The organism is Tenacibaculum sp. FZY0031 (genome assembly GCF_036350695.1).
Lineage (GTDB): Bacteria > Bacteroidota > Bacteroidia > Flavobacteriales > Flavobacteriaceae > Polaribacter.
Genome location: NZ_JAZDVY010000001.1, coordinates 274,267 through 298,790, shown reverse-complemented (window position 1 = coordinate 298,790; position 24,524 = coordinate 274,267). Strand labels below are relative to the sequence as shown.

Here is a 24,524-nt window from a genome sequence, read left to right as displayed (position 1 = left end):
GGTTTCTATAACTTATGTGGGGTAGAATAAATGGTCATTTTGTTATTTCTGCTAAAACCAATAAGGAAAATACCAAATTCTTTAGCAAAATCTACGGCTAAAGAAGAGCAAGCAGAAACTGCAATTATTATCGGTATTTTAGCTAAAAAAGCCTTGGATACAATTTCATAAGAAACGCGTCCGCTAACTAACATATACTTGGTTTCTTTTAACTTGTTTTGGTTAATTAGGTCACCAATACATTTATCTACCGCATTGTGCCGACCAATATCTTCTTTAATGGTTAACAGCTCTTCTTCTTTGTTAAAAAGAGCACAAGCATGACTGCCACCTGTTGTTTTAAATAAAAATTGTTTATCACTCATTTTCAAAAACATACGCCTAATTACTTCAGTTAATTCTTTAATGTTTTCTTTGGGAGTGTTTTTTAGTGTTTTACCTTTAATTTTTAAATCGCTTAGCTCTTTTTTTCCGCAAATACCACAAGAAGAAACAGACAAAAGGGTACGTTTGTTTAAGTATCCTTTTCCTAATTTTTCTTTTGGAAGATCGATGTTTAGTATTGCAGAAAAATCTTTTTCATTTTTAATGATTTCTACTTTTATATCATCTTGTTTTTTATAAATGTCTTCTGCATACAGTAAACCTCTTATCAGTTCTTTATCGTTACCAGGAGTTCTCATAACAACAGTATACGGTTCTTTATTGATGTTTATTTGTAAAGGGGCTTCTATAACAAGAGTATCATCAAACTTTTCTAATGAGTCCATAGAAAGTTTAATAGATTGGTAGCTTTGTGTTTGTTTCATGATAAAAGCAAATGTATATAAAAAAGTGAGTAAAAAGAAAAGCCTTGATTCTTAAAAATCAAGGCTTTTAGTATGTTTTATTACCCCTAAACAATAAAACATACTTTTCGATAGGGGCTTCTATCAATTAGGTAAACGACAAATTTTAGATAATAGTATACGTACTAGTTGATTTTTGTACAGCTAATAACTATGAATTCGTTGTGAAGATTTGTGGTAAAAAAAAGGTAGGTATTTCCTCCATCTTTTAATTTTGTTTCCTTTCTAATTTGAGCCACAGTTTTAGGAAAATTACGTGTTGTAATATTTGCTTTGGTATCAGTTATCTGTTTTTTTATCTTTTTTTTATTGTAAGCAAATACGTTGTTAATATTAAAAATTCTGCCAGGAAAATCTTTAATTAAATTATCTGAAGTATAGAGATGAGAGTGTTGGTGTAGTTTGTTTACTTTTTGTTGGCTCGCCACTTGGTTAAACCCTCCAGATTTTAAAATAGCAGCATTAGGTTCGTAGAGGTATTGGAGAGGTGTTGAATATTCAAAATTGAGATCGGAACCTAATTCAAAACAAAATTCTTGAGTATTGTTTTTCAATATGTTAGATGTTGTTATTTTAACCGATTGTTTGGTTTTTTTTGTTAGTAAAAAAAGAAGCTCTTTTACCTCGTTATTCACTGCGACCACATGAATTTCAGTTACATATTTTAGCTCGTTAATAGTTGAAGTAATGTCTAGAATAGGAGAGTTTTTAATAAGTATTGTATTCGATTTTTCAAATAAAAAATCTAAATTTTTAGGTACATTAGGTAAACAATCACTGAGTAAAAAAACTTTTCCTTTTGTATCATTTCTTCGGGAAGGATCGATATAAATACAGTCAAATTTTTCAGAAGATTTTTTTAAGTACTCCAATCCGTCTGTAGCTAGAGTTTTGATATTCGAAACGTTCATTTGCTTATAATTATGCGAAACTATTTCTGAAAGTTCTTTGTTTATTTCACAGTGCAACACCTTTTTAAATTGCTTGGAAAAGGCATAGCAATCTATACCAAAACCTCCTGTGAGGTCGATTAAGGAATTTCCATTGACTAATTTAGACTTGTATTTTGCAGTTACTTCAGAAGATGTTTGCTCTATGCTTAGTTTTGGGGGGTAATAAATGTTTTTTGTATGAAACCAGGTAGGTAATTTTTTTTCTGATTTTTGTTTAGCTATAATTTGATTGGCCAATTCTTGTATAGAAATATTTTTAAAGGGGCTTCCTTTAAAAATAAATTGTTCTATGTTAACTTTTAAGTTGTTATTAATATAACTCTGAGTTTCAGTATGTAAAATATTTGTATTCAAAAAAGAAGTGTTTTAAGAGCGCTTTTGACCGCAATAATACTAATAATTTAACAGTTATAAAGTCTTGTTAATCCTAGATTTTTACTACGTTTGTTTACTTATTATCAATTTAAAGTTAACAAATAATTTATTATGAAAAAAAGTATTTTAATGTTTGCTATGATGTTAGCAACAGTAAGTGCAAGTGCCCAATTTTATGTTTCTGCTAGTGGAGGATATTCAATATCTAGTGCAGGAGTAAGGTTTGGAACAGAAACAACCACTGCTGGGGTAGAGAACACTTACGGTAGTTATGGTGAAGGGATGCATACTCAACTAAGAGGGGGGTATTTTTTTAATGACACTTTTGGTGTTGAAATTGGTGTTGGGTATTTAAATGGAGCGGATCAAACTTCTGTTTTAGTAGATTTACCAGCACAAGCACAGTATATTAATATCGAGGCTAGAGGAAAGGCTTACGGTGCTTCAGCTTCTTTAGTGTATAAGTTTACAAACAATATTTACGGTCGTTTTGGAGCGTTAATTAAAGTAGGTGGTAGAACTGAATCTGATGGAAACATAAACATCGCATTATCTCAAACTGAAATGTTGAATGTAGATTATACGCAAGACTATAAAGGAAGACTTCCTTTAGGTTTTATTGGAGCTGTAGGGTATAAGTATGACTTAAGCAATAAAGTGTCTATTTTTGCTGAACTAGAGTATATGGGAGTTAGTGTAACAAGAGACTCTTCTGAGATTACTGAATTTTCTGCAAATGTTAATGGTCAGCCAAGATCTATAGAGCAGGTTAAAGCTATTTTTGCAGCTCACCCAGAGTATGCTGCTTTGGCTCCTGTGTTTAATAAAAATATTGAGTATGTAGATGAGTTACCTTTAGGTGCTAATCCAGCTGGAGAAAAACAATTATCTCAAAAGGTTCCTTATTCTTCTTTTGGAATTAATATTGGAGCAACTTTTTATTTCGGAAAATAATTTCTGTATTATATAAAATTAAAAGAGCAGCAAAATTGCTGCTCTTTTTTAGTGTTTTTAAGTTTCAATAATGTTAATTATAAGCTTTTACATTTCCCATATTTAGTGTGCCCACTGGCATTTCATGCTTTGTCGGTAATATTGCCCCAGATTCTGTTGTTATCCAATCACTCCAAGTGGCTTCCATTCCACCAGTAGGAATTATAGAAACCCACATTTTATAACTAGTTGGTCGACCGTTTTCCTCTAAAATCCATAAATAAGAATCGCCTGGTGTTGACCCTCCTGTAGTATAAGTAACTAATAAAGCTTCTTTACCTTTGTAGGATACTATTCGGCGCTGAATTCCGTTCTCGAAAACTTTGTAAGGAGCTACTAACCAAAAGCTATCATTGTTAAAATAATCTATTGCTTTTTGTAGTATTTCGTTGTTGTTCACTTGCTTTTCATTCACTAATACAATGCTTTTTTCAGGTGTTTTTGTAAACAAAGTCACTTTGTTGGCTTCCCAAGATACTTCAACTATATCCTTTTCTTTATCCCATTTATAAAAATGCTTTCCTCTAAAACTCCATTCAATAAAACGAGTGTTTTTATACGCTTCATAATCCAATGCTTTAAGCATTTTAGTAGCCAAAGCATCTGCCTTAGGACCTTGCTCACCAGTAGGAAGACTTTCGTTATTTTTAAAATAAAAAACAGCTAATACAATAGCGCTAATTAGCAATAGTGTTCCTAATATTTTAACTAATTTCTTCATTTTTGATTATTAATTGTTTAATTCCTAGGGCTAGTTCATCTGCAGCAGCAGGATGGTTTCTAAACCAAAGTTCGGGTTCTATTAATTCGAGTTCTGCAATAGCTAATTTACCATTATTATCAGTAAAAACATCAACACGTGCATAAATAGGAGTTTCTATGCAGGCTTTTACGGCGTTTTCAGCAAACAAAATTTCTTCATCGGTAGGTGTGTAATTGTGCACTGAACCTCCAAAATCGTCTTGTACTCTAAAGTCTCCTGATTTGGCTGTTTTTAAAACAGCATGCGTAAACTTACCGTTCATAACCATTAATGAAATTTCTCCTTTTTCAACTATTTGGTACTGAAAAGGTTGAATAATCATAGCTTCTTTATCAATTAGCGTAGAAAAAGTCTCTTCGTATTCGTGTATATTCTCTAAACTGATTTTATAAGTGTGCCTCGCAGTACCTGAAATACAGGGTTTTAAAACAAAATCGTTTAAATTATACTTTTGAGAAAGTTCTTGTAATGTGGTTTGAGTACTTTTTTCAATGAAGTAAGACTCACAAATATGCACTCCGTTTTGTTGTAAATCTTGTAGGTAGTGTTTATCAATATTCCAGCGAATAATTTTTTCTGAATTTAATAGAGTTGTTTGTTTACTAACGGTATTTAGCCATGTTGAAAACTCAGAAAACCGATCAAAATAATCCCAAGTAGTTCTAAATAAAATATATTTAGTGGTAGTCCAATTAAAAGTAGCATCATCCCATGAGAGGCGATCGACTGTTAATCCTTGGTTTTCAAGTGCTTTTTTTACGTAATTATCTTCATCTAACACATTTTGAATATAGTTGTTAAGCTTTGGAGGGTTTACATACCTCTTATCTGTAAGAATAATAACATCATATTTTTTCATAGATGCAATGTAACGTTATTTTTAGAGTTATAAAGTGCTTATTTATGCATATTATAATACTCTATTACGTGATTAGGTACTTTAATATTTTTTTGTAGCTTTTCATCTGATATGGGAGCTAGCGCAATTTGTTTTAATGGAATTAGTCCTGCCCAAATAGGTAACGTTTCGTCTTCGGGTTCATCGCTAACTCCAACATCTCTAATTTTTGCAGAAGCAGTTTTAACGGTCATTTCTACTACCAATGTTCTATCAAGTTCTTCAGGTTTCATTGGTCTAATATCATTCCAACGGCCCTTCATCATATGTTCCATAAAGCAATGCAAAGCGGCTTCTTTTTCTTTAGGCTCTTTAATTTTTTTTACTGAACCGAACAATGTAGCAGACCTATAGTTTACAGAATGATGTAATCCTGAACGCGCGAGAACTAATGCATCTAAATGCATTACTGTCATACTCATTTCTCCAGCATCTAAAAGCGATAACAACATCCTATTCGCTTGTGAGCTGTGGAGGTATATTTTATTTCCTTTTCTGCCGTAAGCCATCGGTAAGGAAATCGCTTTTCCTTCATAGGTGTAACTTACAAAACCAATAAACCCAACATCTAAAATAGCGTTGATTTTTTCAACATCATAAACGGCTCTTTTTTGCCCTCTTTTAACTCTATTAAGTTTTGATTTTTGATATTCTTGCATGAAATTTTATTTTAAATAACGTTCTTTAATAATATCCATATGCCAAATACTATGTCCTAGCAAAATAAAAGCACAAGCCCTTGCTGAGATTGGTGAATTGTTGGCAATTCCTATGTTGCATAAATTTTCATAAGAAATGCTATTTAGTAAGTTGATTGAATACAATCGAGTTGTTGTAAATTCTTCTAAGAGACTATCTATTGTTTTGTTGTGTGCACCAGAGGGATTTATGTATGTGTTTTGATTAAAACCTTCCAAAGGGGTCATATCTTTCCTAGCAATTCGAAGTAGGCGATACATAAAAATACGTTCGGTGTCAATTATGTGTTGTAATACTTCTTTTATACTCCACTTTTGTGGTTGATACCGATATTCTAACGTGTCTTTTGGAATAGATAAAAAAAACGTTATTACAGCTTCTTTGTCATTTTCAAATCCCTTTTTTAAAGAAGTTTTGTCTGGTACTTTAGATATATACCTAGCGTAAAATTCATTAAATTCTGTTGGTTGTAGTTCTTGTTTTTTCATTACTTAGATTATTTGCCTATCAAATGTAGTATATTTAAGGTCTATTCAATTAATCCAGATTTAATATAATAAATAGTCCAGATGTTTCCTTATAAAACTGCATTAAAACTAAGTAAGAGTCTTAAAGAACCATTGTATTTACAGTTAGCAAATCAATTTATATTGCTAATTAGAGAAGGAAAACTTATGCCTGGAACAAAATTATTGGGCTCAAGAACATTAGCTGATTTGCTGTTGATACATAGGAAAACAGTGGTTGCTTGTTATGAAGAGTTGATGTTACAGGGCTGGGTAGAAACTATTCCTAAAAAAGGAACGTTTGTTAATAAGAGCTTACCTCTTATTCAAAAAATAACATGGGTCAATGCTCCTAAAACATTGAAAAAACAGCGTTCGGGATTTGCTTTTTATGAAAACAATCATCTGTTAGAGAAAAAAACGGAAAAGATAGAAGGGGTTATGTATATAAATGATGGTACGTCAGATACAAGGCTTGCACCAACAGAAGAAATTGCTAGAATTTACCGAAAAATAGCTTCAAGAAAGCATGTTTATACGTTTTTAGATTACAGTACAACACAAGGAAATGAAAAATTACGAGAAGTGCTGGCTGTGTATTTAAACACTTCTAGAGGGATGGAGATCTCTAAAGAAAATATTTTAATTACCCGTGGTAGTCAAATGGGGATGTGGTTGTCTTCTCAATTGCTTTTAAAAGAAAAAGATGTTATTGTGGTTGGTGAAACGAACTATTCTTCTGCCGATATGACCTTTCGGCATCAAAAGGCACAAATTAAGAGGGTTTCAGTTGATGAAAACGGTCTTGCAATTGATCAGATAGAAAGATTGTGTAAGGAGCAGTCTGTAAAAGCTGTTTATGTAACTTCACATCACCATCACCCCACAACGGTTACTTTGTCGGCTGATAGGAGAATTTACTTATTAAACTTAGCGGAGAAATATAATTTTGCCATTATTGAAGACGACTATGATTATGATTTTAACTATAATCATGCTCCAATTTTACCATTAGCAAGTCATGATATGTCTGGAAATGTCATATATATAGGTTCTGTTTGTAAAACGGTAGCACCTGTTTTTAGGGTTGGATATTTGGTAGCTACCGAGGATTTTGTAAAAGAAGCCGCGAAATTAAGAGGTTATGTTGATAGGCAAGGAGATGCTTTGTTAGAAGTAACTTTTGCCGAATTTATTAAGTCTGGAGATTTAGATAGGCACATACGAAAAGTAATGAAGGTATATTTACATCGTCGAAATTTATTTTGTAAGCTGTTACAAAAAAGATTGGGCGCTTATTTTCAATTTGAGCTGCCAAAAGGAGGGATGGCTATTTGGGTTGAATTGAATAAACAGTATTCTTGGAATGAAGTAGCAAAAGAAGCAAGGAAGTATAAACTTGAAGTAGGAGAGTGGAAGCGATACGATTTAGCCAATAAAAAGCACAACGCTATACGAATTGGCTTTGCAAGTTATAATGATACGGAAATAAAGCTGTTAATAGAACGGTTAGTACTAACATTTAAGAGCATAAAAAAAAGTGCCTATTAAGCACTTTTAAAACATATCTTTAACTAAATCATTCATACTGTCGTATTCTTTAAATAAGAACCCGAAAAAGTCTTTACTTTTCTTTCCTTCTGATGTTAATTCACCTTCAGAGAACCTACATTTACGAAACTCTTTAAGCGTTTGGTTTAGGTGTTTTTTTAAAGGCTTGTCTATAGATAAATGATTCGTGTTTTTCACAGTTATATTTTTATAATGCGTTATTTAACTCTACTTTATATTTGTTTAATAAAGCTTTAGTGATTCCTAAGTTAGCTTCTTTTGAATCTACAGCTAAGTAAACAAAATAAGTACCACTAGGTGCAATATTGATAATGTGTACTTGGCTAGATAAAGTAATCGTAATATCTTGAATTTCTTCATTTAACCCTAATGCTTCAATAGCTTTTAATTTAGCTTTAACAACGCCTAAGTTATAAGCAGAGGCTAAATTTGGATCAAAATCAGGGTTAGCTGTAAATGAATCATACGCTTCACCAGAACCTACATCTGTTATTGAAACAGCAACAAACCCAGGAACATTATTTTTTAAGTTTTCGATAAAATCATTGATAATTTCTTTCATTGTAAATAGTTGTTATAATAATTAATTAAAAAAAGACTCTGTATTTATTGAAGGGTTACACTTTTAAGTGTTAGTTTAATCATAGCTACTTTAGAAACATCATCAGCCAACAGACAAACAATATGATTGTTGTCGTATTTGTTTATAACTACCAATCCTTCGTTTGAAGTTAAAACTAACTGATTAAGGCTTTCAGATTCTAAAGCATCTTGGAAAAACTCATGAGCCATCGTTACAATGACGCTTGCCATTGCTGCTACATTATTTTCTTTAGAAATATTATAAGAATCAACTACTTGTCCATTAGAGTCAAAAACGATTCCTTTATCAGCTTCTGACTCTTCTATTAAAGTTTGTAAGTTTACTTCCCCCATTAAGTATGACTATTCTTTTGTTTTTACGTCTCCCTTCTCTATTTAGGACACCCTTTTTTTTAAAGGGTCACAAAAATAAGACGTTATTTCATTATTTTTTTTCAGAAATGTTTCTTTGTGATTTTTTTAACAGTTTTATCTGTGTAAAAAACAACTAGTTAATAGAGAACTAAAGTACTGCAAAATTTTATACATATGGTTGTTTTAGGGACTTGGAAATAAAAAAAGACTAGATTTTTATCTAGTCTTTTTTAAGTTAATCGTCTTTTGTTTTTTGTTTTTTAAATTTTACCAAATCGAGAACATTCTCAAATCTAGGTTCAAAAAAGAAATCATAAACAGCATTTTTTAAATCGTTAACATTGTTTATGTTAGGAGCTTCATTATAATCGATAGCTGACTCATTTAACAACACTTTAGTTTTGTATTCATTTTGAAAAAAACGTATGTATTTTTGAAACTCACCATCGATATTTATTTTTTTGATATCAATAGCTTTATAAGACTTCATTTAATTCTGCTTTATATTTTTTTAGCATTGTTCTGGTAAGCGCTAAATTAGCTCTGTTAGAATCAACAGCTAAGTAAATAAAATACTCTCCGCTTGGAGACATATCTACAACGTGAATATGATTATCAAGTTTAAAATGAATATCATTAAGGTTTTCTTTTAGACCTAAGATGTCTATAGCTTTACGCTTAGCATTTATAATTTCTACATTATAAGCACAAGCTAAAGCAGGGTCAAAATTTGAGTCGGCAGAATCGGATGCTAAAGATTCTCCTGAAGCTATTTCAGCTACACTAATTGCAATATACCCAGGTATATTTTCTTTTACGTTTTGAACTAAGTCGGTTAGGATTTTTTCCATAAATTCCGGGGGTTTAGGTTAGGTTAAGTAATAATTATTAAATGTTAATAGTATTTGTTTCTTTTTTAAACATTAAGTTTAAAAGGCCTATGTTGGTGTTTTTATCAGCTAAAAAACACAGTACATATTCTTTGTATTTAAATAACAAAAGGGCTTCCTTATCTGACTTTAAAATCATTTCATTTAATGCTGTTTTAAAGAATAGATTAAAAAAGTTGCTAGACATGTTAAAAATAACAGCATCAAAAGCGGCTATTTTGTCTTTGATTTCTACCAAGTCGTTATCATGAGGATAAAAATCGACAATTTTCCCTTCGTTATCAATAAGATAAATGGCAGTAGTTTTAGTTTCTAAAAGTAATTTTTGTAAATCCAATTTTTATCTAACTTTTACAGCTAATATAAACTTTTTTATTGTTGAAAAAAAACTTTAAAAGCTGTTTGTGTTAAAAAAAAGTATTTTTTTTGTTAAAAAAATAATTAAAAAAAACAATTTAAGCTTTTCTGTTAAGTATTTTTCAATAAAAAAAAACTCTTAAAGACAGACTTTTTGGGTTGTTATTTACTTAATGTAATCGTACATTGAGGAGTTTACAAAGCTGCTTTAATCATTCGGTCATTTCCAAATAAGTCTTTTCGAAGTTCAATTTGTGTAAACCCTTTACTTGTTAGCATAGCAACCGTTTCTGAACCAAGATATTGGTTGATTTCAAAAAATAGAAGTCCGTTTTCTGATAGGCTATTTTTAGCTAAACTGGCAATTTTTTTATAAAAAAGTAACGGGTTGTCATCTGCAACAAACAAAGCCAAGTGTGGTTCGTTTCTCAATACGTTATTCTTTATTTCTACTTTTTCTAATTCACGAACATAAGGAGGGTTCGAAACAATAATGTCAAACGTACTGCTTAGTTCTTTAGTCTTTAAAATATCTTGGCTTATAAAAGAGATTTCAACTCCATTCAATTTTGCATTCTGTTTTGCTATGTTTACAGCTTCTTTAGAAACATCAATAGCGCTTATATTTGCAGTGGGGATATGTTTTTTTAAGCAAATAGGAATACAGCCTGTTCCTGTGCCAATATCGAGAATAGATAATTGTTTATGGCTTTGTTCTGTTTTCTTAATAATCCATTCAACGAGTTCTTCTGTTTCTGGTCGAGGAATTAAGGTGTTTTTTGTTACTTTAAAAGGAAGTCCGTAGAATTCTGTTTCCCCTATGATATATTGAATAGGTTCTTCTTTTAATAGTCGTGTTAAAGCTTTATTTAACAGCATTTTTTTATCTGAAGAAATTTCAAGGTCAGGTTGCAATACTAAGTCTAAACGTTTTACGCCTAAATACGCCTCTAGTAATAAAAAGAAAAAAGTATCAATTTCTGTTTGAGGGTAAACTGGGGTTAATTGTTCCGAGAAATACGATTTGTATTGTTTTAAATGCATAGTGTAGGTTTGTTTTTATAGAATTATCTTACAAATCTTTTAACATCCATACATTACAAGAATAATGTCCTGTGTTTCCTAAGGGGCTCTTTAGGTCGATAAAACCATTTTTTCTATACAAAGCTGTAGCCGCTTTCATATAGGGTAAAGTTTCTAAGTAACATTGTTTAAAACCTTGTTTTTTTGCTTCATTCATACAAAAGTTTATTAATTTACTTCCTATACCTTTTCCTCTTGCTATTGGTAAAAAGTACATTTTTTGAAGCTCACACATATTTCCTTCAAAATTATCTAATTGAGCGAAACCTGCACCTCCAACTACAACACCATTATATTCAACAACAAAATATTCAGCTTTTTCTTTTTCGTAGGCTTCATACATTGCATCAGTAGCCTTATCTTCATAGGCGGTTCCTACTTTTGGAGCTCCAAGCTCGATTAATACATCACGAATAACTTTAGCCATTTGGGCATTATCTTGTGGTTTTATTTCTCTAATAATAAAATCAGATGGTGTCATAGGAATATAGTACTTTTGCAGGAGCAAAGTACCCAAAAAAACACGAGTTTTCATGAAGAAATTCATTTATTTTTTTCCTTTTTTATCGCTAATAATTAGTTGTTCGGTAACACAAAAACCGATTTTTTTAAAAGTTGATGATATAAAATTACTATCTGCTGCTACAGATACGATTAGAGTTGGTGCTAATGCTTATTTTGAAAACCCAAACGATATAGGCGGTACAATAACTACTGATGAAATTAAAGTATTAATAGATGAAGTAAAAGTAGCACAGGTTTTTTCTGAAGAGTTTAAAGTTCCAGCTCGTAAAGAATTTCATATTCCGTTAAAAGTGGTAATTCCTTCAAAAAGAGTATTTGAAAATAATAAAAACAGAATTTTAGGAGGGATTTTAAACTCGTTGATAAATCAACGTTTGAAAATTCATTTTAAAGGAGATTTAAAATATAAAGTTTTAGGGTTTTCACATGTATATCCTATAGATAAAGTAGCAACTGTAAAAATTAAATTCTAGCATTATGAATCATGAATTTTACATAGTACGCTGCCTGGAATTAGCTAAAAAAGGAATAGGAACAACAAGACCAAATCCATCTGTTGGAGCTGTAATCGTACATAATAACAAAATAATAGGAGAGGGGTTTACCTCCGCTTATGGAGGCCCTCATGCAGAAGTCAATGCTATAAACGCTGTTCGAGATCAAGAATTACTTAAAGAAGCAACTATTTATGTTACGTTAGAACCTTGTTCGCATCATGGAAAAACACCTCCTTGCGCAGATTTAATACTAGAGAAAGGAATACCTAATATTGTTATAGGATGTGTAGATACAAACAGTTTAGTAGCAGGTAAGGGGATTGCACGACTTAAAAAAGCGGGTAAAAATGTTACCGTAGGTGTTTGTGAAAAAGAATGTTTAGAACACCATAAACGTTTTTTTACTGTTCAAAATAAACAGCGTCCTTACATCATTTTAAAATGGGCTGAAACGAAAGACGGCTTCATAGCTCCGTTAATAAAAGATGAGCAAAAGCCAGTATGGATTTCCAACCAATATTCTCAACAATTAGTCCATAAATGGCGTAGTGAAGAACATGCTATTTTAGTTGGAACGAATACGGTAATTGCAGACAATCCGTCACTAACAGTTCGTAGTTGGAAAGGAAATAATCCGGTAAGAGTTGTTATTGATAAAAACTTGCGAATTCCGTTAGAGGTAACTGTTTTTGATAAAAACGTACAAACAATAATTATAACAGAAGAAAAACAATGTGTTATTTCGAACGATAGTGAGAAGTCTTATGCACTTACTTACGAGCACATCGATTTTTCTTCGCCAGTTGCAGAACAAATTTGCGGTATATTGTATAAACACCAAATTCAATCGGTTATTATTGAAGGAGGGAGGCAAACTTTAGAAACATTTATTACTGCAAATTTATGGGATGAAGCTAGGGTTTTTATAGGGGATGTAGTTTTTGGAGAAGGGGTAAAGCGTCCAAATTTTAACGCTGAGTTATCTTCCGAAGAAAAAGTAGCTAACGATATTTTAAGACTGTATAGGAATGATTAAAAACATCATTTTTGATTTTGGTGATGTGTTCATCAATTTAGACAAAGAAGCAACATATAAAGAGTTGACAAGTTTAGGTATAACTGAAATCTCAGAAGAGATGATGCAACAGTATCATCAGTATGAAATGGGATTGATCTCTACAGATGAATTTGTGTCCTTTTTTCAGGATAAATTCAATATTCCAAGAGAAGATTTAATTCGCTCGTGGAATGCTATTTTATTAGATTTCCCTAGACATCGATTGAATTTTTTAAAAGAATTAGCAGCGAGTAATCAGTATCGATTATTTTTACTAAGCAACACCAATGATATGCATATTTCTTGGATTCAAAATGATTGGGGCAAGGAGTTGTACAATGAGTTTAAAAGTTGTTTTGAACAGTTTTACTTATCACATGAAGTTCATTTTAGAAAACCCAATACTGATATTTTTGAGTTTGTGCTAAGAGAAAATGATTTGGAAGCTACAGAAACCTTTTTTATAGATGATACCAAAGAGAATACCGATATGGCACAAGCATTAGGAATTCATGTGTGGAATAATTGTCCTAAAACAGAAGATGTAGTTGATTTGCTAAAGAGAAAGGAGTTTACGGCGTGATATATTTAATTTGCAGTGTTGTTATTTCTAGTTTACTGTTTGTAATTTTTAAACTTTTTGATATTTATAAAGTACATACCTTACCTGCTATTGTTTTGAATTATGCAGTAGCACTGTCTTTTGGTTTTGTACATTCTGAGGCTTCAATAACGATAGCTGATATACCAGATCAACCATGGTTTTTAGGAGCCTTTATTTTAGGTTTTTTATTTATTACGGTATTTAATGTAATGGGAATTACGGCTCAAAAAAATGGACTTTCAGTAGCATCAGTAGCCGGTAAAATGTCGGTAGTAATTCCAGTACTTATCGGGATCTTTTTGTATAACGAAAGCATAGGGTTGGTGAAAGTTGTAGGAATAATATTAGCATTGATAGCAGTATATTTATCCTCAGCAAAGAGTGATACTTCTCCTGTGCAATTTAAAAACTTATTATTTCCATTATTACTTTTTTTAGGTTCAGGAAGTATAGATACCTTGTTGAAATATACGGAAACAACTTATGTTCCTAAAGAAGCGGTACCAATGTTTTTGTCAACTATTTTTGGGTGTGCTTTGCTTTTTGGTTTGTGCTATTTTGTAGCTAAGTTTGTACGCAAAAAGAACAGCTTTGAATGGAAAACACTATTCTGGGGGATTGCTTTAGGAATTCCTAACTATTACTCTATGGAGTTTTTATTAAAAGCGTTGCAAACAAAAGGACTTGAAAGTTCTATAGTTTTTACTATAAATAATGTGTCTATAGTGATCTTAACTACCGTATTTGCTCTTGCATTCTTTAAAGAAAAATTAATTAAAAAAAATTGGATTGGTATTGGGCTTGCTATAATTAGTATTTTATTAGTAGTTTCGGCGTAATGAATGAAGAGATAAAAGACACTTACAAAATGATTACAAAGCCTTCTGAGGAAACCTTATTTAAAGACCGAAATAGCAAGTTTTTTGGATATGCTTTTCCTGTTTTTTCAGAAGAAGATATCAAAGAACGATTAGAAGAACTTCGTAAACAACACCATACAGCGCGTCATCATTGCTATGCTTGGCAGTTAGGAACAGATAAGGTTCGTTTTCGTGCGAATGACGATGGAGAACCAAGTAATTCGGCTGGTCAACCAATTTATGGACAAATACAATCTTTTGATGTAACCAATATCTTAATTGTTTCGGTACGTTATTTTGGAGGAACTAAACTTGGAGTAGGAGGATTGATTAACGCCTATCGAACTTCTGCGCAATTAGCTTTAGAAGCTTCTGAGATTGTAGAGAAAACTATTGATATTCATTATAAGCTGAAATTTGGTTACGATATGATGAATAAAGTACAGCGTATTATTAAAGAACGAGACCTAGATATCATTAATCAAAAATTAGAATTAGACTGCGAGTACACTATCTCGGTACGAAAAAAAGAAGCTGAAAGTATTTTTGAGGTTTTTGATAACCTGTTTAAAGTAGAGATTAGGGAAATAGAGTAATTTTACATCTTTGAAAATCTATTTACTATAGAGAAAACACAAATTATTATAAATTTAAATCATTATGAAAGCAAAAATCAAAATTGCTATTATTATTTTAACAGGAATTATTTTAAAAGCAGAAGGACAAGAAATAAAAAAACAAGATTCATCAGCAAGTTACCCTTCTCAGACTGATAGGGGTAATATATTTCAACTGTATCAAAATCAAAACCAAACTCTTGAATTTGGAGTAGCAGGAGGGATAAATACTAGACGCTCTTGGATTTTATCTAGGCATTCAGATTTAAGTGGTAATTACGGTAAATACTACAGCACCCTTCATTTACAGCCAGATACAGGAGATAAATCTCAATATAGGGGATTAGCTATAGGTTTTAACCCTAATGCTGTAATAGGAGTAGGTACTCATTTAGCTGTAAATGGTAACATAGGAGTTGGAACTCTTACTCCAAGTGTTAAGTTACATGTTCAGCAAAAAAAATCAGGAATAGCTACTAGATACTCAACACAAATAATTGAAGACGTTGATGCACAACTTGATATTATATCAGACGCATCTGGTACTTGGGGTTCTTCAATTAATTTAGTGGAAGGAAATGGAGAATTAAATAATGATCTATGGTCCATTGTAAGACAAACTTCTAGTGATGGTGATTCAAGCTTAAGGATAAATTATGGAAATAGCAATCAACACGATAATCCTAGTGTTATAACTTTTAATACCGATAAAAACGTAGGTATAGGAACATCTGCACCAACAGAAAAGTTAGAAGTAAACGAAGGAAATATTAGAATATTTGGTTATAATACATCTAGATATATTCGTTTTGGAGAAGTTAATTATCAAGGAGCCTTTATTAATTATGACGGAACAAAGAACGTGTTGAATATAGGTGTCAACAATATAAACACTACAGATACCAGTAATGATTATAATGCCATTAGCATAGTTAGAAGTACTGGTAATGTAGGGGTAGGGACTACTACTACAGGTTCTCATAAGTTAGCAGTAGAAGGTTCAATAGGAGCACGAGAAATTAAGGTAGAAAGTAGTGGCTGGTCAGATTTTGTATTCTATAAAGATTATAAGCTACCCTCTCTTCTTGAAGTAGAAAATCATATTAAGAATAAAGGTCATTTAAAAGATATACCAAGTGCCAAAGAGGTTGAAAAAAATGGAATTTTTCTTGGAGAAATGGATGCTAAATTATTGCAAAAAATTGAAGAGTTAACGCTTTATGCTATTCAACAAGAGAAAAAAATAAAAACTTTAGAAATTAAATGCTCAAAGATTGATAAGTTAGAAAAAGAGAATAACTTATTAAAATCTTTACTGAAAAGAGTTTCTGTTTTGGAAAAGAAATCTGGAATTAAATAATTAAAGTGTTTTTTTGAGGTTTTTGATAACCTGTTTAAAGTAGAGATTAGGGAAGTAAATAAGTAATGTATTGTTAGGATTTCGGGTAGTGAAAAAATTATTATAATAAATTGAAATATATTATTTTAGCCTTGTAACAATTAAAAAAAACTGAATATGAAACTAAAAAACCTACTAATTATTGCATTTACTTTTTTCTCTTTTCAATTATTTTCTCAAAGCAATCCTCAAGCAATTCCTACTAAAGAAAATATTTGTAAGGGAGCAGCCATCAGTGTTGTAGCCAATGTGAAACCTTTTATGGATAATGGTTTTTCTAAATCTGAAATTATAGAAATGGGGAAGGAGCTTGTAAAAGATGTTATAAAAGATTCACCTACTAAAGCCTATGATTTATTAAAAGCTAAAAAATCAAAAAGCGAAGTCATTGAGATACTTTACAACGATTTTATGAAGTTGGATGAAAAAGTTGTACTAAAATTTTTATTAAAACCCGATGTGGATGAGGAAGAGGATGACTATTAACATCTTTATTACTAAGAGCAAAAGTCCAGTTGTCGGTTTTGATTTTATTGCGTTTAAGATGTTTTAAGCAACTCTTCGTAGTATAGCTCATTACTGTCATATTCTTGTCATACATTTGTCAGGTTGCTGTCAACACAAACATGTTTTTGAACCTTATTTTTGTCTAAAATCAAAAATCAATTAGTAATGAATTCAAACACAATGAATTTAAGAGACCTTAAAAAAATGAGAGTTGCTCGTCATTGGTCTCAAGAACAATTGGCGGAAATGAGTGGCTTAAGCATCCGAACTATTCAAAGAATAGAAAACGGAGAAAATGCGGGATTAGAATCGTTAAAATCTTTAGCAGCTGTTTTTGAAACAAATATTGAAGGTTCAAATAAGAAAGAAGCGTTAGGTCAGATTAGAAAAGAAGAAGCTTACATTCAAAAGTTACAAGGTTTTTATAAACTTTTAGCCATTGCTTTATTCAGTATTATTGTTCCAATAATACTTGCAGTTAACGATGCTTTTTTCTGGGGAATTACCTTGTGGATTTCATTAGGATGGTTTGTAATAATTGGTATCTATTCTCTTAATACTTTTGAGTTTTTTGGAGAAGAGTGGAGAAAAAAAGTGATTCAAAAGAAATTTAAAAACAAAAAAAAGTAACAGCTATCTCCATAATCAGGTATGAGTAATAATGGTTAACGGGTGAATTTACATCGCTTTACAATTATTATATAATGAGCCGTTAAGAAGATTTTGGATGAAGCACTGTAGAACGCTAAAGTAGCGTGAAAATCCTTTATAACCCGCTAAAAACCAAAACATTTTAGGTTACTTCAATAATTATTCGTAAATTTGCACGCCTTTTTACGAGTACAGATTTGGAAAAGGTAGAAAATAACATTTATTAAGTTTAATTTCTCTTGGCGTTAATATCGTTAAAAATCTGGTTAACAAAAAGATACAAATATTTATTTCAGACATGTCTGAAGAAACAAAAAACACAGCAGAAGCTGTAAATCCAGCAGAATTTTTAGCAACGTTTAACTGGCATAAATACGAAGAAGGTATTGATGAAGTTGATGAGTCTAAATTAAAAGAATTTGAAAAAGCCTTAGAAGGTACTGTAGGGTTCGTAAACGAGCGTGATGTTATCGAAGGTGAAGTAGTACGTATTACAGATCGTGATGCTATTATTGACATTAACTCTAAGTCGGAAGGTGTAATTTCGTTAAACGAATTCCGTTACAACCCAAATTTAGCTGTTGGAGACAAAGTAGAAGTATTGGTTGACAAAAGAGAAGATTCTTCTGGTCAATTAGTATTATCTCACAAAAAAGCACGTGTAATCAAAGCTTGGGATCGTGTTAACAATGCACACGAAACAGGTGAAATCGTTAACGGTTTTGTTAAGTGTAGAACTCGTGGAGGTATGATCGTTGATGTATTTGGTATTGAAGCATTCTTACCAGGTTCTCAAATTGACGTGAAGCCTATCCGTGACTACGATCAATATGTAGAAAAAACTATGGAGTTCAAAGTGGTGAAAATCAACCACGAATTTAAGAACGTAGTAGTATCTCATAAAGCGTTAATCGAAGCTGATTTAGAAGATCAAAAACGTGAAATTATCGGTCAATTAGAAAAAGGACAAGTATTAGAAGGTGTTGTTAAAAACATTACTTCTTATGGTGTATTTGTTGACTTAGGAGGTGTTGACGGATTAATTCACATTACTGATTTATCTTGGTCTCGTATCAACCACCCGAATGAAGTTGTTGAATTAGATCAAAGATTAAACGTTGTAATCTTAGACTTTGATGATAACAAGTCTAGAATTCAATTAGGATTAAAACAATTATCTGCTCACCCATGGGAAGCTTTAAATGCTGATTTAAAAGTTGGTGATAAAGTAAAAGGTAAAGTAGTTGTTTTAGCTGATTATGGTGCATTTGTAGAGGTTGAAGAAGGAGTAGAAGGATTGATCCACGTATCTGAAATGTCATGGTCAACTCACTTACGTTCTGCACAAGATTTCGTAAAAGTTGGTGATGAAGTAGAAGCTCAAATCTTAACATTAGACCGCGAAGAGCGTAAAATGTCTTTAGGTATGAAGCAATTACACCCAGATCCATGGACAGATATCACTACTAAATACCCAGTAGGTTCTAAACATACTGGTACTGTACGTAACTACACTAACTTTGGTGTATTCGTAGAGTTAGAAGAAGGTATTGATGGATTAGTATATATCTCTGATTTATCTTGGACTAAGAAAATTAAGCATCCATCAGATTTCGTAACTGTTGGTGATCAATTAGAAGTTCAAGTGTTAGAATTAGACGTAGAGAACCGTAAATTAAACTTAGGTCACAAGCAAACTCAAGATAACCCTTGGGATGCTCATGAGTCTACTTATACAATCGGATCTATCCACGAAGGTACTATTAAAGAGAAAAACGATAAAGGTGCTACTGTAGTATTTGCTGATGGTGTTGAAGCGTTTGCTCCAACTCGTTTCTTAGAAAAAGAAGACGGAGGTAAATTAGCTAAAGGCGACGAAACAAAGTTCCAAGTAACTGAGTTTAGTAAAGAGTACCGTAGAATTGTTGTTTCTCATACTTCTATCTTTAGAGAAGAAGAACAAAAGAACATCAAAGCTGCTGCTGCTAAAGCTCAAGAAGTAGAAAAAACTACTTTAGGAGACATCGGTGGATTAGCTGAATTAAAGAAGAAAATGGAAGGAAAATAATCCTAACAACTTCTTAAAAATTACAAACCGTTAAGCTGTAAAGCTTAGCGGTTTTTATTTTCTATTTAAAATCTTTGGAAGTTATTGTTATTATAATTATATTGATAATAAATAAATAAATGAAGTGAGTCACCTCATTTATTCTTTCCGAAAAAGAATGTTTATAAAATTGCGCACGTTCTTTTTAATTGGCTATTTACTAACAATTGTATTTGAATAAAACAAATGCAAATAATTAATTTAAAATGATAAAAAAGATTACATAAGTTTGCAAAAGGTATGTTTGCAATATTTACTATTAAATTATTGCTATTAGGGGTGGTAACTTTAAATCAAGCATGTCAAAAAGATGATAGCCATAATCTTTTAATAGATTCACAAAAAGAAAAGGTATTAAAAAAGTTTGAAAATTCTCTTAAGAACATAGCACCCAAAACGAATAAAATTACTTCAAAATTTTTTAAAAAAAAAGAGTTCCTATAAAACACTCCAGGAGAAAGGAATAATAGATAATACCAGGATTATTACAACTTTCAACTTATGATGTTGAGTTTTCGAGTGATATTACTGATAGACCTGTTACAGAAGAAGAATTAGATTGTGTTGTACAAAAAAATATAAATACTATAATCTCAAGTTCAATTGATATTAATAGTATTAGAGAGTTTAACAAATAAATATTGAATTATTATATGAGGTTAAATAAAATAAAAACACCAAAAATAGTACTGTATACCTTTTTAATTATAGCAATAATTATTCATTTTGTGATGCAAGGTGTTGGTGAAAAAAATATAATAGATTTTATTTTATCAAGTTTAATTATAATAATATTATCTATTTATATAATAAATTCTTTTATTAAAAAGTCAAATTAATGACTAAGACAAAATAAATAGACGAACCGTTAAGCTGTAAAGTTTAGCGGTTTTTTTAGTTCCTTATGTAACAAATGTTACAGTTAAAGCTCTTCCTTTATAAAGGATACTTTCTTAAATAGCTTTATATTTGCGCATCAATAAAAAATGAATATGACACTTATTAAATCGATATCAGGTATTAGAGGTACCATAGGCGGAAATACAGGTGATAATTTAACTCCAATAGATGCTGTAAAATTTGCAGCAGCATATGGAACTTTTATAAAAAAGAAAAACTCCGAAAAAGAAAAAATTACCATTGTAATTGGTAGAGATGCTCGTATATCGGGTAAAATGATTAGTAACTTGGTAGCTAACACTTTAGTTGGTTTAGGAATAGATGTAATCGATTTAGGCTTATCAACTACACCAACTGTTGAAGTAGCTGTTCCTCTTGAAAAAGCCGAGGGAGGTATTATTTTAACCGCATCGCACAACCCAAAGCAATGGAATGCTTTAAAACTCTTAAATGAAAAAGGAGAGTTTTTAAATGGTGAAGATGGAGCTGAAATCTTAAAAATTGCTGAAAACGATGCGACTATACAGTTTGCTGAAGTTGATGATTTAGGAACGTACAAGAAAAAGAAAGATTATATAAAAAAGCATATTAAAGAAGTTTTAAAACTAGACTTAGTTGATGCTGAGGCCATTAAAAAAGCTAATTTTAAAGTAGTAGTAGATGGAGTAAACTCTACTGGAGGAATTGCTATTCCTGCTTTATTAGAAGCATTGGACGTAAAGTGTGTAGAATTATATTGTGAACCAAACGGACATTTTCCACACAATCCCGAACCTTTAAAAGAACACTTAACCGATATTTCTGAATTAGTAGTGAAAGAAAGTGCGGATTTAGGTATTGTAGTTGATCCTGATGTAGATCGTTTAGCGCTAATATCTGAAGACGGTTCTATGTTTGGAGAAGAATACACTTTAGTAGCTTGTGCAGATTATGTTTTAGGTCAATTAGGAGGTGGTAACACTGTTTCTAACCTGTCATCTTCAAGAGCCTTACGTGATGTTACTGAAAAGCACGGAGGAACTTATACTGCAAGTGCAGTAGGAGAGGTGAACGTTGTTCAAATGATGAAAGATACCAATACAGTAATTGGAGGAGAAGGTAATGGAGGAATTATCTATCCAGAATCTCACTATGGACGTGATTCGTTAGTAGGTGTGGCACTGTTCTTATCACATTTAGCACACAAAAAAATGTCTTGTAAAGAATTAAGAGATTCATACCCAAGCTACTTTATGAGTAAAAATAAAATCCAATTAACACCACAAATTGATGTTGATACGATTTTAGAAACCATGGCCACCAACTACAAAAATGAACAGGTAAATACCATTGATGGTGTAAAAATTGATTTTGCTGAGGAATGGGTACACTTACGTAAATCGAATACTGAGCCAATCATCAGAATTTATACTGAAAGCACTAGTCAAGACAATGCAGATGCTTTAGCTAAAAGATTTATCACTGAAATACAACAAATAATACAATAGTTCTTTGAAATTAAAAATAGTAAGTTTATTAATGCTGATTGCTTCAGCATCGATAATAGCACAGGAGAAAAACGAAGAAATCGTTCAAAAGAAAAAAGTAACTAACAAAGGAAAGTTCTTCGTTTATTGGGGATGGAATTGGGCTAGTTATTCTAATTCAGATATTCGTTTTAAAGGAGCAAATTACGACTTTACATTACAAAATGTAAAAGCACAAGACAGACAAACAAAGTTTTCTTTTAATGATTATTTCAATCCGGGGAGAGTAACTATTCCGCAAACGAACTATCGAATAGGATATTTCTTTAAGGAAAACTATACTGTTTCTATTGGGGTAGACCATATGAAATATGTAATGATAGCGAATCAAGATGTGAAAATCAATGGAAACATCAATATAGGAAATGCGAAATACGATGGAACATATACTAATGAAACCATTAATTTAGCAGGTGATTTTTTACGTTTTGAGCATACTGATGGATTGAACTATCTAAATATGGAAGTAAAGCGTTTTGACGATGTAAGCCATTGGTTTGGATTAAATCTAGAAAACTTACAAATCAATTTAACAGAAGGAGTGGGGCTAGGTATTTTGTATCCTAGAACTAATACAACCTTATTAGGTATGGAACGCCACGACGATTTTCATTTATCAGGATACGGAGCTTCTATTGGCGGTGGTTTAAATATTACATTCTTAAAACACTTTTTTGTACAAGCAGATTTAAAAGGTGGATATATTTATATGCCAGATGTTAGAACGACTAAAAGTTCAATAGACTCTGCCTCACAAAGTTTTTACTTTTTTGAGAACACCATTTTAATAGGAGGTAAATTTAGGCTTTAATAACAAAGTGTTATAAATACGTTAATATTATAACTATTTTAGGCTAACTAGTAGTATACTGCTAATTTTACGCAACATAACAAACAACTAGAAATTTCAACTATGGATTTAGAACAGTATTTTGATACGTTTAGAAAAAATATTGTAGGTATAAATCAAACTTTTCAAACACCTTATGGCGAAAAGAAAATGATTTATACAGATTGGACTGCAAGTGGAAGATTATACCAACCTATAGAAGAACGACTTTTAAATAAGTTTGGTCCCTTTGTAGCCAATACACATACAGAAACTTCAACTTCAGGAGCTGCTATGACTTTAGCATATCACGAAGCACGAAATATCATAAAACGTCACGTAAATGCATCTTCTAATGATGTGTTAATTACGGAAGGCTCTGGTATGACAGGGGTTGTTAATAAATTTCAGCGTATTTTAGGATTAAAAGTAACTGAAAATTTAAAGGAAAACACGCAAGTTCCTGATGAAAAAAGACCAATTGTCTTTGTAAGTCATATGGAGCATCACTCAAACCAAACCTCTTGGATTGAAACAATAGCAGATGTTGAAGTTGTTCCTTGTAATGACGAAGGATTAGTGTGCATAGATAAGTTTGAAGAAACAATAAAAAAGTACTTAGACAGACCTATTAAAATTGCCTCTATAGTAGCAGGATCGAACGTAACGGGAATAAAGACTGACTACCATAAAGTAGCCTCTTTAATTCATAGATATGGCGGTTTGTGTTTTGTTGATTTTGCCTGTTCTGCGCCTTATGTTGATATTGATATGCATCCAGAAAAAGAAGATGAGTATTTAGATGCTATTTTCTTTTCACCACATAAATTTTTAGGAGGACCAGGAAGTTCTGGAGTCTTGATTTTTAATAAAAAATTGTATAAAAATATGGTTCCTGACAATCCTGGAGGTGGAACCGTTAGCTATACGAATCCTTGGGGACAGCATGATTATTTTGACGATGTAGAAACACGAGAAGATGGAGGTACTCCCGCTTTTTTACAAACGATTAAAATAGCTTTATGTATTCAGGTAAAAGACCAAATGGGGACCGATAAAATAAAGGAACGTGAAGATGAAATCAATCCAATTATCTTTCACTGTTTAGAGAATTTAGAAGGCGTTAAAATATTAGCTCCAGCTCATAAAGATCGGTTGAGTATTTTTTCTTTCTACTTTGAAAAATACCATTTCAATCTTGTCGTAAAATTATTAAACGATCGCTTTGGAATTCAAACTAGAGGCGGGTGTTCATGTGCAGGAACTTATGGCCATTTCTTATTAAATGTAGATCAAATAAGATCAAATGAAATTAAGGGACAAATTTTAGAAGGTTGCAATACAGAAAAACCAGGTTGGGTACGTTTATCGGTACATCCTACAATTACAAATGAAGAAGTACAATTTATTTGTAAATCGTTACAAGCGTTAGCAGATAATATAGAAGAATGGTCTAAAGACTATACGTACGACATTGCAAAAAATGATTATGTACATAAAACTATTGAACCAATAGAAAAACAACTGGTAACCGATTGGTTTTCGTTTTAA

28 protein-coding genes are annotated in these 24,524 nt (G+C 31.6%); 14 read left to right on the top strand and 14 right to left on the bottom strand.

Going from position 1 to position 24,524, the window contains the following annotated elements:
• Window positions 1–5 precede the first annotated feature (5 nt).
• Both fdhD and V1T75_RS01415 read right to left on the bottom strand, forming a co-directional pair.
• A complete protein-coding gene (gene fdhD, locus V1T75_RS01420) occupies window positions 6–809 on the bottom strand; it encodes a formate dehydrogenase accessory sulfurtransferase FdhD (RefSeq protein ID WP_330486771.1) in 804 nt (267 codons plus the stop codon).
• A gap of 164 nt (window positions 810–973) precedes the next feature.
• Complete coding sequence (locus tag V1T75_RS01415; protein ID WP_330486770.1) at window positions 974–2,155, bottom strand: THUMP-like domain-containing protein; 1,182 nt, start codon at window positions 2,153–2,155, stop codon at window positions 974–976.
• 132 nt (window positions 2,156–2,287) lie between these two features.
• Here V1T75_RS01415 and V1T75_RS01410 point away from each other — a divergent pair, with 132 nt between their 5' ends.
• Complete coding sequence (locus V1T75_RS01410; RefSeq protein WP_330486769.1) at window positions 2,288–3,130, top strand: outer membrane beta-barrel protein; 843 nt, start codon at window positions 2,288–2,290, stop codon at window positions 3,128–3,130.
• A gap of 73 nt (window positions 3,131–3,203) precedes the next feature.
• Here V1T75_RS01410 and V1T75_RS01405 read toward each other — a convergent pair whose 3' ends face one another.
• The 4 genes from V1T75_RS01405 to V1T75_RS01390 are packed head-to-tail and all read right to left on the bottom strand — an operon-like array spanning window position 3,204 to window position 6,017.
• Complete coding sequence (locus V1T75_RS01405) at window positions 3,204–3,890, bottom strand: hypothetical protein (protein WP_330486768.1); 687 nt, start codon at window positions 3,888–3,890, stop codon at window positions 3,204–3,206.
• Window positions 3,874–4,791 (bottom strand): ATP-grasp domain-containing protein, encoded by a 918-nt coding sequence (locus tag V1T75_RS01400; protein ID WP_330486767.1) that lies wholly within the window; start codon window positions 4,789–4,791, stop codon window positions 3,874–3,876. The genes V1T75_RS01405 and V1T75_RS01400 overlap by 17 nt, the downstream gene beginning before the upstream one ends.
• Before the next feature lie 38 nt (window positions 4,792–4,829).
• Entirely contained in the window at window positions 4,830–5,489 is a 660-nt protein-coding gene (locus V1T75_RS01395) for a pyridoxamine 5'-phosphate oxidase family protein (RefSeq protein ID WP_330486766.1), read from the bottom strand.
• 6 nt (window positions 5,490–5,495) lie between these two features.
• Window positions 5,496–6,017: a DinB family protein gene (locus V1T75_RS01390; RefSeq protein ID WP_330486765.1), complete on the bottom strand. Its 522-nt coding sequence runs from the start codon at window positions 6,015–6,017 to the stop codon at window positions 5,496–5,498.
• Between the two features lie 81 nt (window positions 6,018–6,098).
• Here V1T75_RS01390 and pdxR point away from each other — a divergent pair, with 81 nt between their 5' ends.
• Window positions 6,099–7,586 (top strand): MocR-like pyridoxine biosynthesis transcription factor PdxR, encoded by a 1,488-nt coding sequence (gene pdxR, locus V1T75_RS01385; protein ID WP_330486764.1) that lies wholly within the window; start codon window positions 6,099–6,101, stop codon window positions 7,584–7,586.
• 6 nt (window positions 7,587–7,592) lie between these two features.
• On the opposite strand, the gene V1T75_RS01380 is transcribed toward pdxR, so the two are convergent.
• The 8 genes from V1T75_RS01380 to V1T75_RS01345 form a co-directional block, all read right to left on the bottom strand.
• Window positions 7,593–7,784 (bottom strand): hypothetical protein, encoded by a 192-nt coding sequence (locus tag V1T75_RS01380; RefSeq protein WP_330486763.1) that lies wholly within the window; start codon window positions 7,782–7,784, stop codon window positions 7,593–7,595.
• A 10-nt stretch (window positions 7,785–7,794) separates the two neighbouring features.
• On the bottom strand, window positions 7,795–8,169 hold the full coding sequence (locus V1T75_RS01375; protein ID WP_330486762.1) for a hypothetical protein: 375 nt from the start codon (window positions 8,167–8,169) through the stop codon (window positions 7,795–7,797).
• 44 nt (window positions 8,170–8,213) lie between these two features.
• Window positions 8,214–8,543 carry a roadblock/LC7 domain-containing protein gene (locus V1T75_RS01370; protein WP_330486761.1) on the bottom strand — a complete coding sequence of 110 codons (330 nt, stop codon included), beginning with the start codon at window positions 8,541–8,543 and terminating at the stop codon, window positions 8,214–8,216.
• Between the two features lie 256 nt (window positions 8,544–8,799).
• Window positions 8,800–9,054: a hypothetical protein gene (locus tag V1T75_RS01365; protein WP_330486760.1), complete on the bottom strand. Its 255-nt coding sequence runs from the start codon at window positions 9,052–9,054 to the stop codon at window positions 8,800–8,802.
• Window positions 9,041–9,415, bottom strand: coding sequence for a hypothetical protein (locus V1T75_RS01360; protein WP_125067551.1), 375 nt, complete (start codon window positions 9,413–9,415; stop codon window positions 9,041–9,043). The genes V1T75_RS01365 and V1T75_RS01360 overlap by 14 nt, the downstream gene beginning before the upstream one ends.
• Before the next feature lie 37 nt (window positions 9,416–9,452).
• On the bottom strand, window positions 9,453–9,791 hold the full coding sequence (locus V1T75_RS01355) for a hypothetical protein (RefSeq protein ID WP_330486759.1): 339 nt from the start codon (window positions 9,789–9,791) through the stop codon (window positions 9,453–9,455).
• A 215-nt stretch (window positions 9,792–10,006) separates the two neighbouring features.
• Window positions 10,007–10,855 (bottom strand): peptide chain release factor N(5)-glutamine methyltransferase, encoded by an 849-nt coding sequence (gene prmC / locus V1T75_RS01350; protein WP_330486758.1) that lies wholly within the window; start codon window positions 10,853–10,855, stop codon window positions 10,007–10,009.
• A 28-nt stretch (window positions 10,856–10,883) separates the two neighbouring features.
• A complete protein-coding gene (locus tag V1T75_RS01345; RefSeq protein ID WP_330486957.1) occupies window positions 10,884–11,375 on the bottom strand; it encodes a GNAT family N-acetyltransferase in 492 nt (163 codons plus the stop codon).
• A 52-nt stretch (window positions 11,376–11,427) separates the two neighbouring features.
• Between V1T75_RS01345 and V1T75_RS01340 the strand changes: the two genes are divergently transcribed.
• From V1T75_RS01340 to V1T75_RS01285, 12 genes are all read left to right on the top strand, one after another.
• Window positions 11,428–11,892 (top strand): LEA type 2 family protein, encoded by a 465-nt coding sequence (locus V1T75_RS01340; protein WP_330486757.1) that lies wholly within the window; start codon window positions 11,428–11,430, stop codon window positions 11,890–11,892.
• Between the two features lies 1 nt (window position 11,893).
• Window positions 11,894–12,952: a bifunctional diaminohydroxyphosphoribosylaminopyrimidine deaminase/5-amino-6-(5-phosphoribosylamino)uracil reductase RibD gene (gene ribD / locus V1T75_RS01335; RefSeq protein WP_330486956.1), complete on the top strand. Its 1,059-nt coding sequence runs from the start codon at window positions 11,894–11,896 to the stop codon at window positions 12,950–12,952.
• Window positions 12,945–13,556 carry an HAD-IA family hydrolase gene (locus V1T75_RS01330; RefSeq protein ID WP_330486756.1) on the top strand — a complete coding sequence of 204 codons (612 nt, stop codon included), beginning with the start codon at window positions 12,945–12,947 and terminating at the stop codon, window positions 13,554–13,556. Before ribD ends, V1T75_RS01330 begins: the two co-directional genes overlap by 8 nt.
• Window positions 13,553–14,416, top strand: a complete 864-nt coding sequence (locus V1T75_RS01325; RefSeq protein WP_330486755.1) for an EamA family transporter — start codon at window positions 13,553–13,555, stop codon at window positions 14,414–14,416. Before V1T75_RS01330 ends, V1T75_RS01325 begins: the two co-directional genes overlap by 4 nt.
• Window positions 14,416–15,033: an IMPACT family protein gene (locus V1T75_RS01320; protein ID WP_330486754.1), complete on the top strand. Its 618-nt coding sequence runs from the start codon at window positions 14,416–14,418 to the stop codon at window positions 15,031–15,033. Before V1T75_RS01325 ends, V1T75_RS01320 begins: the two co-directional genes overlap by 1 nt.
• A 64-nt stretch (window positions 15,034–15,097) precedes the next feature.
• Window positions 15,098–16,414: a hypothetical protein gene (locus V1T75_RS01315; protein ID WP_330486753.1), complete on the top strand. Its 1,317-nt coding sequence runs from the start codon at window positions 15,098–15,100 to the stop codon at window positions 16,412–16,414.
• A 156-nt stretch (window positions 16,415–16,570) separates the two neighbouring features.
• Window positions 16,571–16,939 (top strand): hypothetical protein, encoded by a 369-nt coding sequence (locus V1T75_RS01310; RefSeq protein ID WP_330486752.1) that lies wholly within the window; start codon window positions 16,571–16,573, stop codon window positions 16,937–16,939.
• A gap of 186 nt (window positions 16,940–17,125) precedes the next feature.
• Window positions 17,126–17,590 carry a helix-turn-helix domain-containing protein gene (locus tag V1T75_RS01305; protein ID WP_330486751.1) on the top strand — a complete coding sequence of 155 codons (465 nt, stop codon included), beginning with the start codon at window positions 17,126–17,128 and terminating at the stop codon, window positions 17,588–17,590.
• Window positions 17,591–17,909: 319 nt separating this feature from the next.
• Entirely contained in the window at window positions 17,910–19,679 is a 1,770-nt protein-coding gene (rpsA, locus tag V1T75_RS01300) for a 30S ribosomal protein S1 (protein WP_330486750.1), read from the top strand.
• A gap of 1,031 nt (window positions 19,680–20,710) precedes the next feature.
• Entirely contained in the window at window positions 20,711–22,105 is a 1,395-nt protein-coding gene (glmM, locus tag V1T75_RS01295) for a phosphoglucosamine mutase (RefSeq protein ID WP_330486749.1), read from the top strand.
• Between the two features lie 31 nt (window positions 22,106–22,136).
• Entirely contained in the window at window positions 22,137–22,955 is an 819-nt protein-coding gene (locus tag V1T75_RS01290) for a hypothetical protein (RefSeq protein ID WP_330486955.1), read from the top strand.
• A gap of 102 nt (window positions 22,956–23,057) precedes the next feature.
• The gene (locus tag V1T75_RS01285; protein ID WP_330486748.1) at window positions 23,058–24,524 is read left to right on the top strand and encodes an aminotransferase class V-fold PLP-dependent enzyme; all 1,467 of its coding nucleotides are present in this window, start codon (window positions 23,058–23,060) and stop codon (window positions 24,522–24,524) included.

Coding starts and splice junctions, on each gene's coding strand:
- glmM (WP_330486749.1), top strand. CDS start 20,711: ATGACACTTATTAAATCGATATCAGGTATTAGAGGTACCATAGGCGGA.
- V1T75_RS01370 (WP_330486761.1), bottom strand. CDS start 8,543: ATGGGGGAAGTAAACTTACAAACTTTAATAGAAGAGTCAGAAGCTGAT.
- pdxR (WP_330486764.1), top strand. CDS start 6,099: ATGTTTCCTTATAAAACTGCATTAAAACTAAGTAAGAGTCTTAAAGAA.
- V1T75_RS01395 (WP_330486766.1), bottom strand. CDS start 5,489: ATGCAAGAATATCAAAAATCAAAACTTAATAGAGTTAAAAGAGGGCAA.
- V1T75_RS01400 (WP_330486767.1), bottom strand. CDS start 4,791: ATGAAAAAATATGATGTTATTATTCTTACAGATAAGAGGTATGTAAAC.
- prmC (WP_330486758.1), bottom strand. CDS start 10,855: ATGCATTTAAAACAATACAAATCGTATTTCTCGGAACAATTAACCCCA.
- V1T75_RS01320 (WP_330486754.1), top strand. CDS start 14,416: ATGAATGAAGAGATAAAAGACACTTACAAAATGATTACAAAGCCTTCT.
- V1T75_RS01310 (WP_330486752.1), top strand. CDS start 16,571: ATGAAACTAAAAAACCTACTAATTATTGCATTTACTTTTTTCTCTTTT.
- V1T75_RS01285 (WP_330486748.1), top strand. CDS start 23,058: ATGGATTTAGAACAGTATTTTGATACGTTTAGAAAAAATATTGTAGGT.
- V1T75_RS01405 (WP_330486768.1), bottom strand. CDS start 3,890: ATGAAGAAATTAGTTAAAATATTAGGAACACTATTGCTAATTAGCGCT.
- V1T75_RS01340 (WP_330486757.1), top strand. CDS start 11,428: ATGAAGAAATTCATTTATTTTTTTCCTTTTTTATCGCTAATAATTAGT.
- V1T75_RS01390 (WP_330486765.1), bottom strand. CDS start 6,017: ATGAAAAAACAAGAACTACAACCAACAGAATTTAATGAATTTTACGCT.
- V1T75_RS01305 (WP_330486751.1), top strand. CDS start 17,126: ATGAATTCAAACACAATGAATTTAAGAGACCTTAAAAAAATGAGAGTT.
- V1T75_RS01375 (WP_330486762.1), bottom strand. CDS start 8,169: ATGAAAGAAATTATCAATGATTTTATCGAAAACTTAAAAAATAATGTT.
- V1T75_RS01365 (WP_330486760.1), bottom strand. CDS start 9,054: ATGAAGTCTTATAAAGCTATTGATATCAAAAAAATAAATATCGATGGT.
- V1T75_RS01290 (WP_330486955.1), top strand. CDS start 22,137: ATGCTGATTGCTTCAGCATCGATAATAGCACAGGAGAAAAACGAAGAA.
- rpsA (WP_330486750.1), top strand. CDS start 17,910: ATGTCTGAAGAAACAAAAAACACAGCAGAAGCTGTAAATCCAGCAGAA.
- V1T75_RS01315 (WP_330486753.1), top strand. CDS start 15,098: ATGAAAGCAAAAATCAAAATTGCTATTATTATTTTAACAGGAATTATT.
- V1T75_RS01360 (WP_125067551.1), bottom strand. CDS start 9,415: ATGGAAAAAATCCTAACCGACTTAGTTCAAAACGTAAAAGAAAATATA.
- V1T75_RS01410 (WP_330486769.1), top strand. CDS start 2,288: ATGAAAAAAAGTATTTTAATGTTTGCTATGATGTTAGCAACAGTAAGT.
- V1T75_RS01330 (WP_330486756.1), top strand. CDS start 12,945: ATGATTAAAAACATCATTTTTGATTTTGGTGATGTGTTCATCAATTTA.
- fdhD (WP_330486771.1), bottom strand. CDS start 809: ATGAAACAAACACAAAGCTACCAATCTATTAAACTTTCTATGGACTCA.
- V1T75_RS01345 (WP_330486957.1), bottom strand. CDS start 11,375: ATGACACCATCTGATTTTATTATTAGAGAAATAAAACCACAAGATAAT.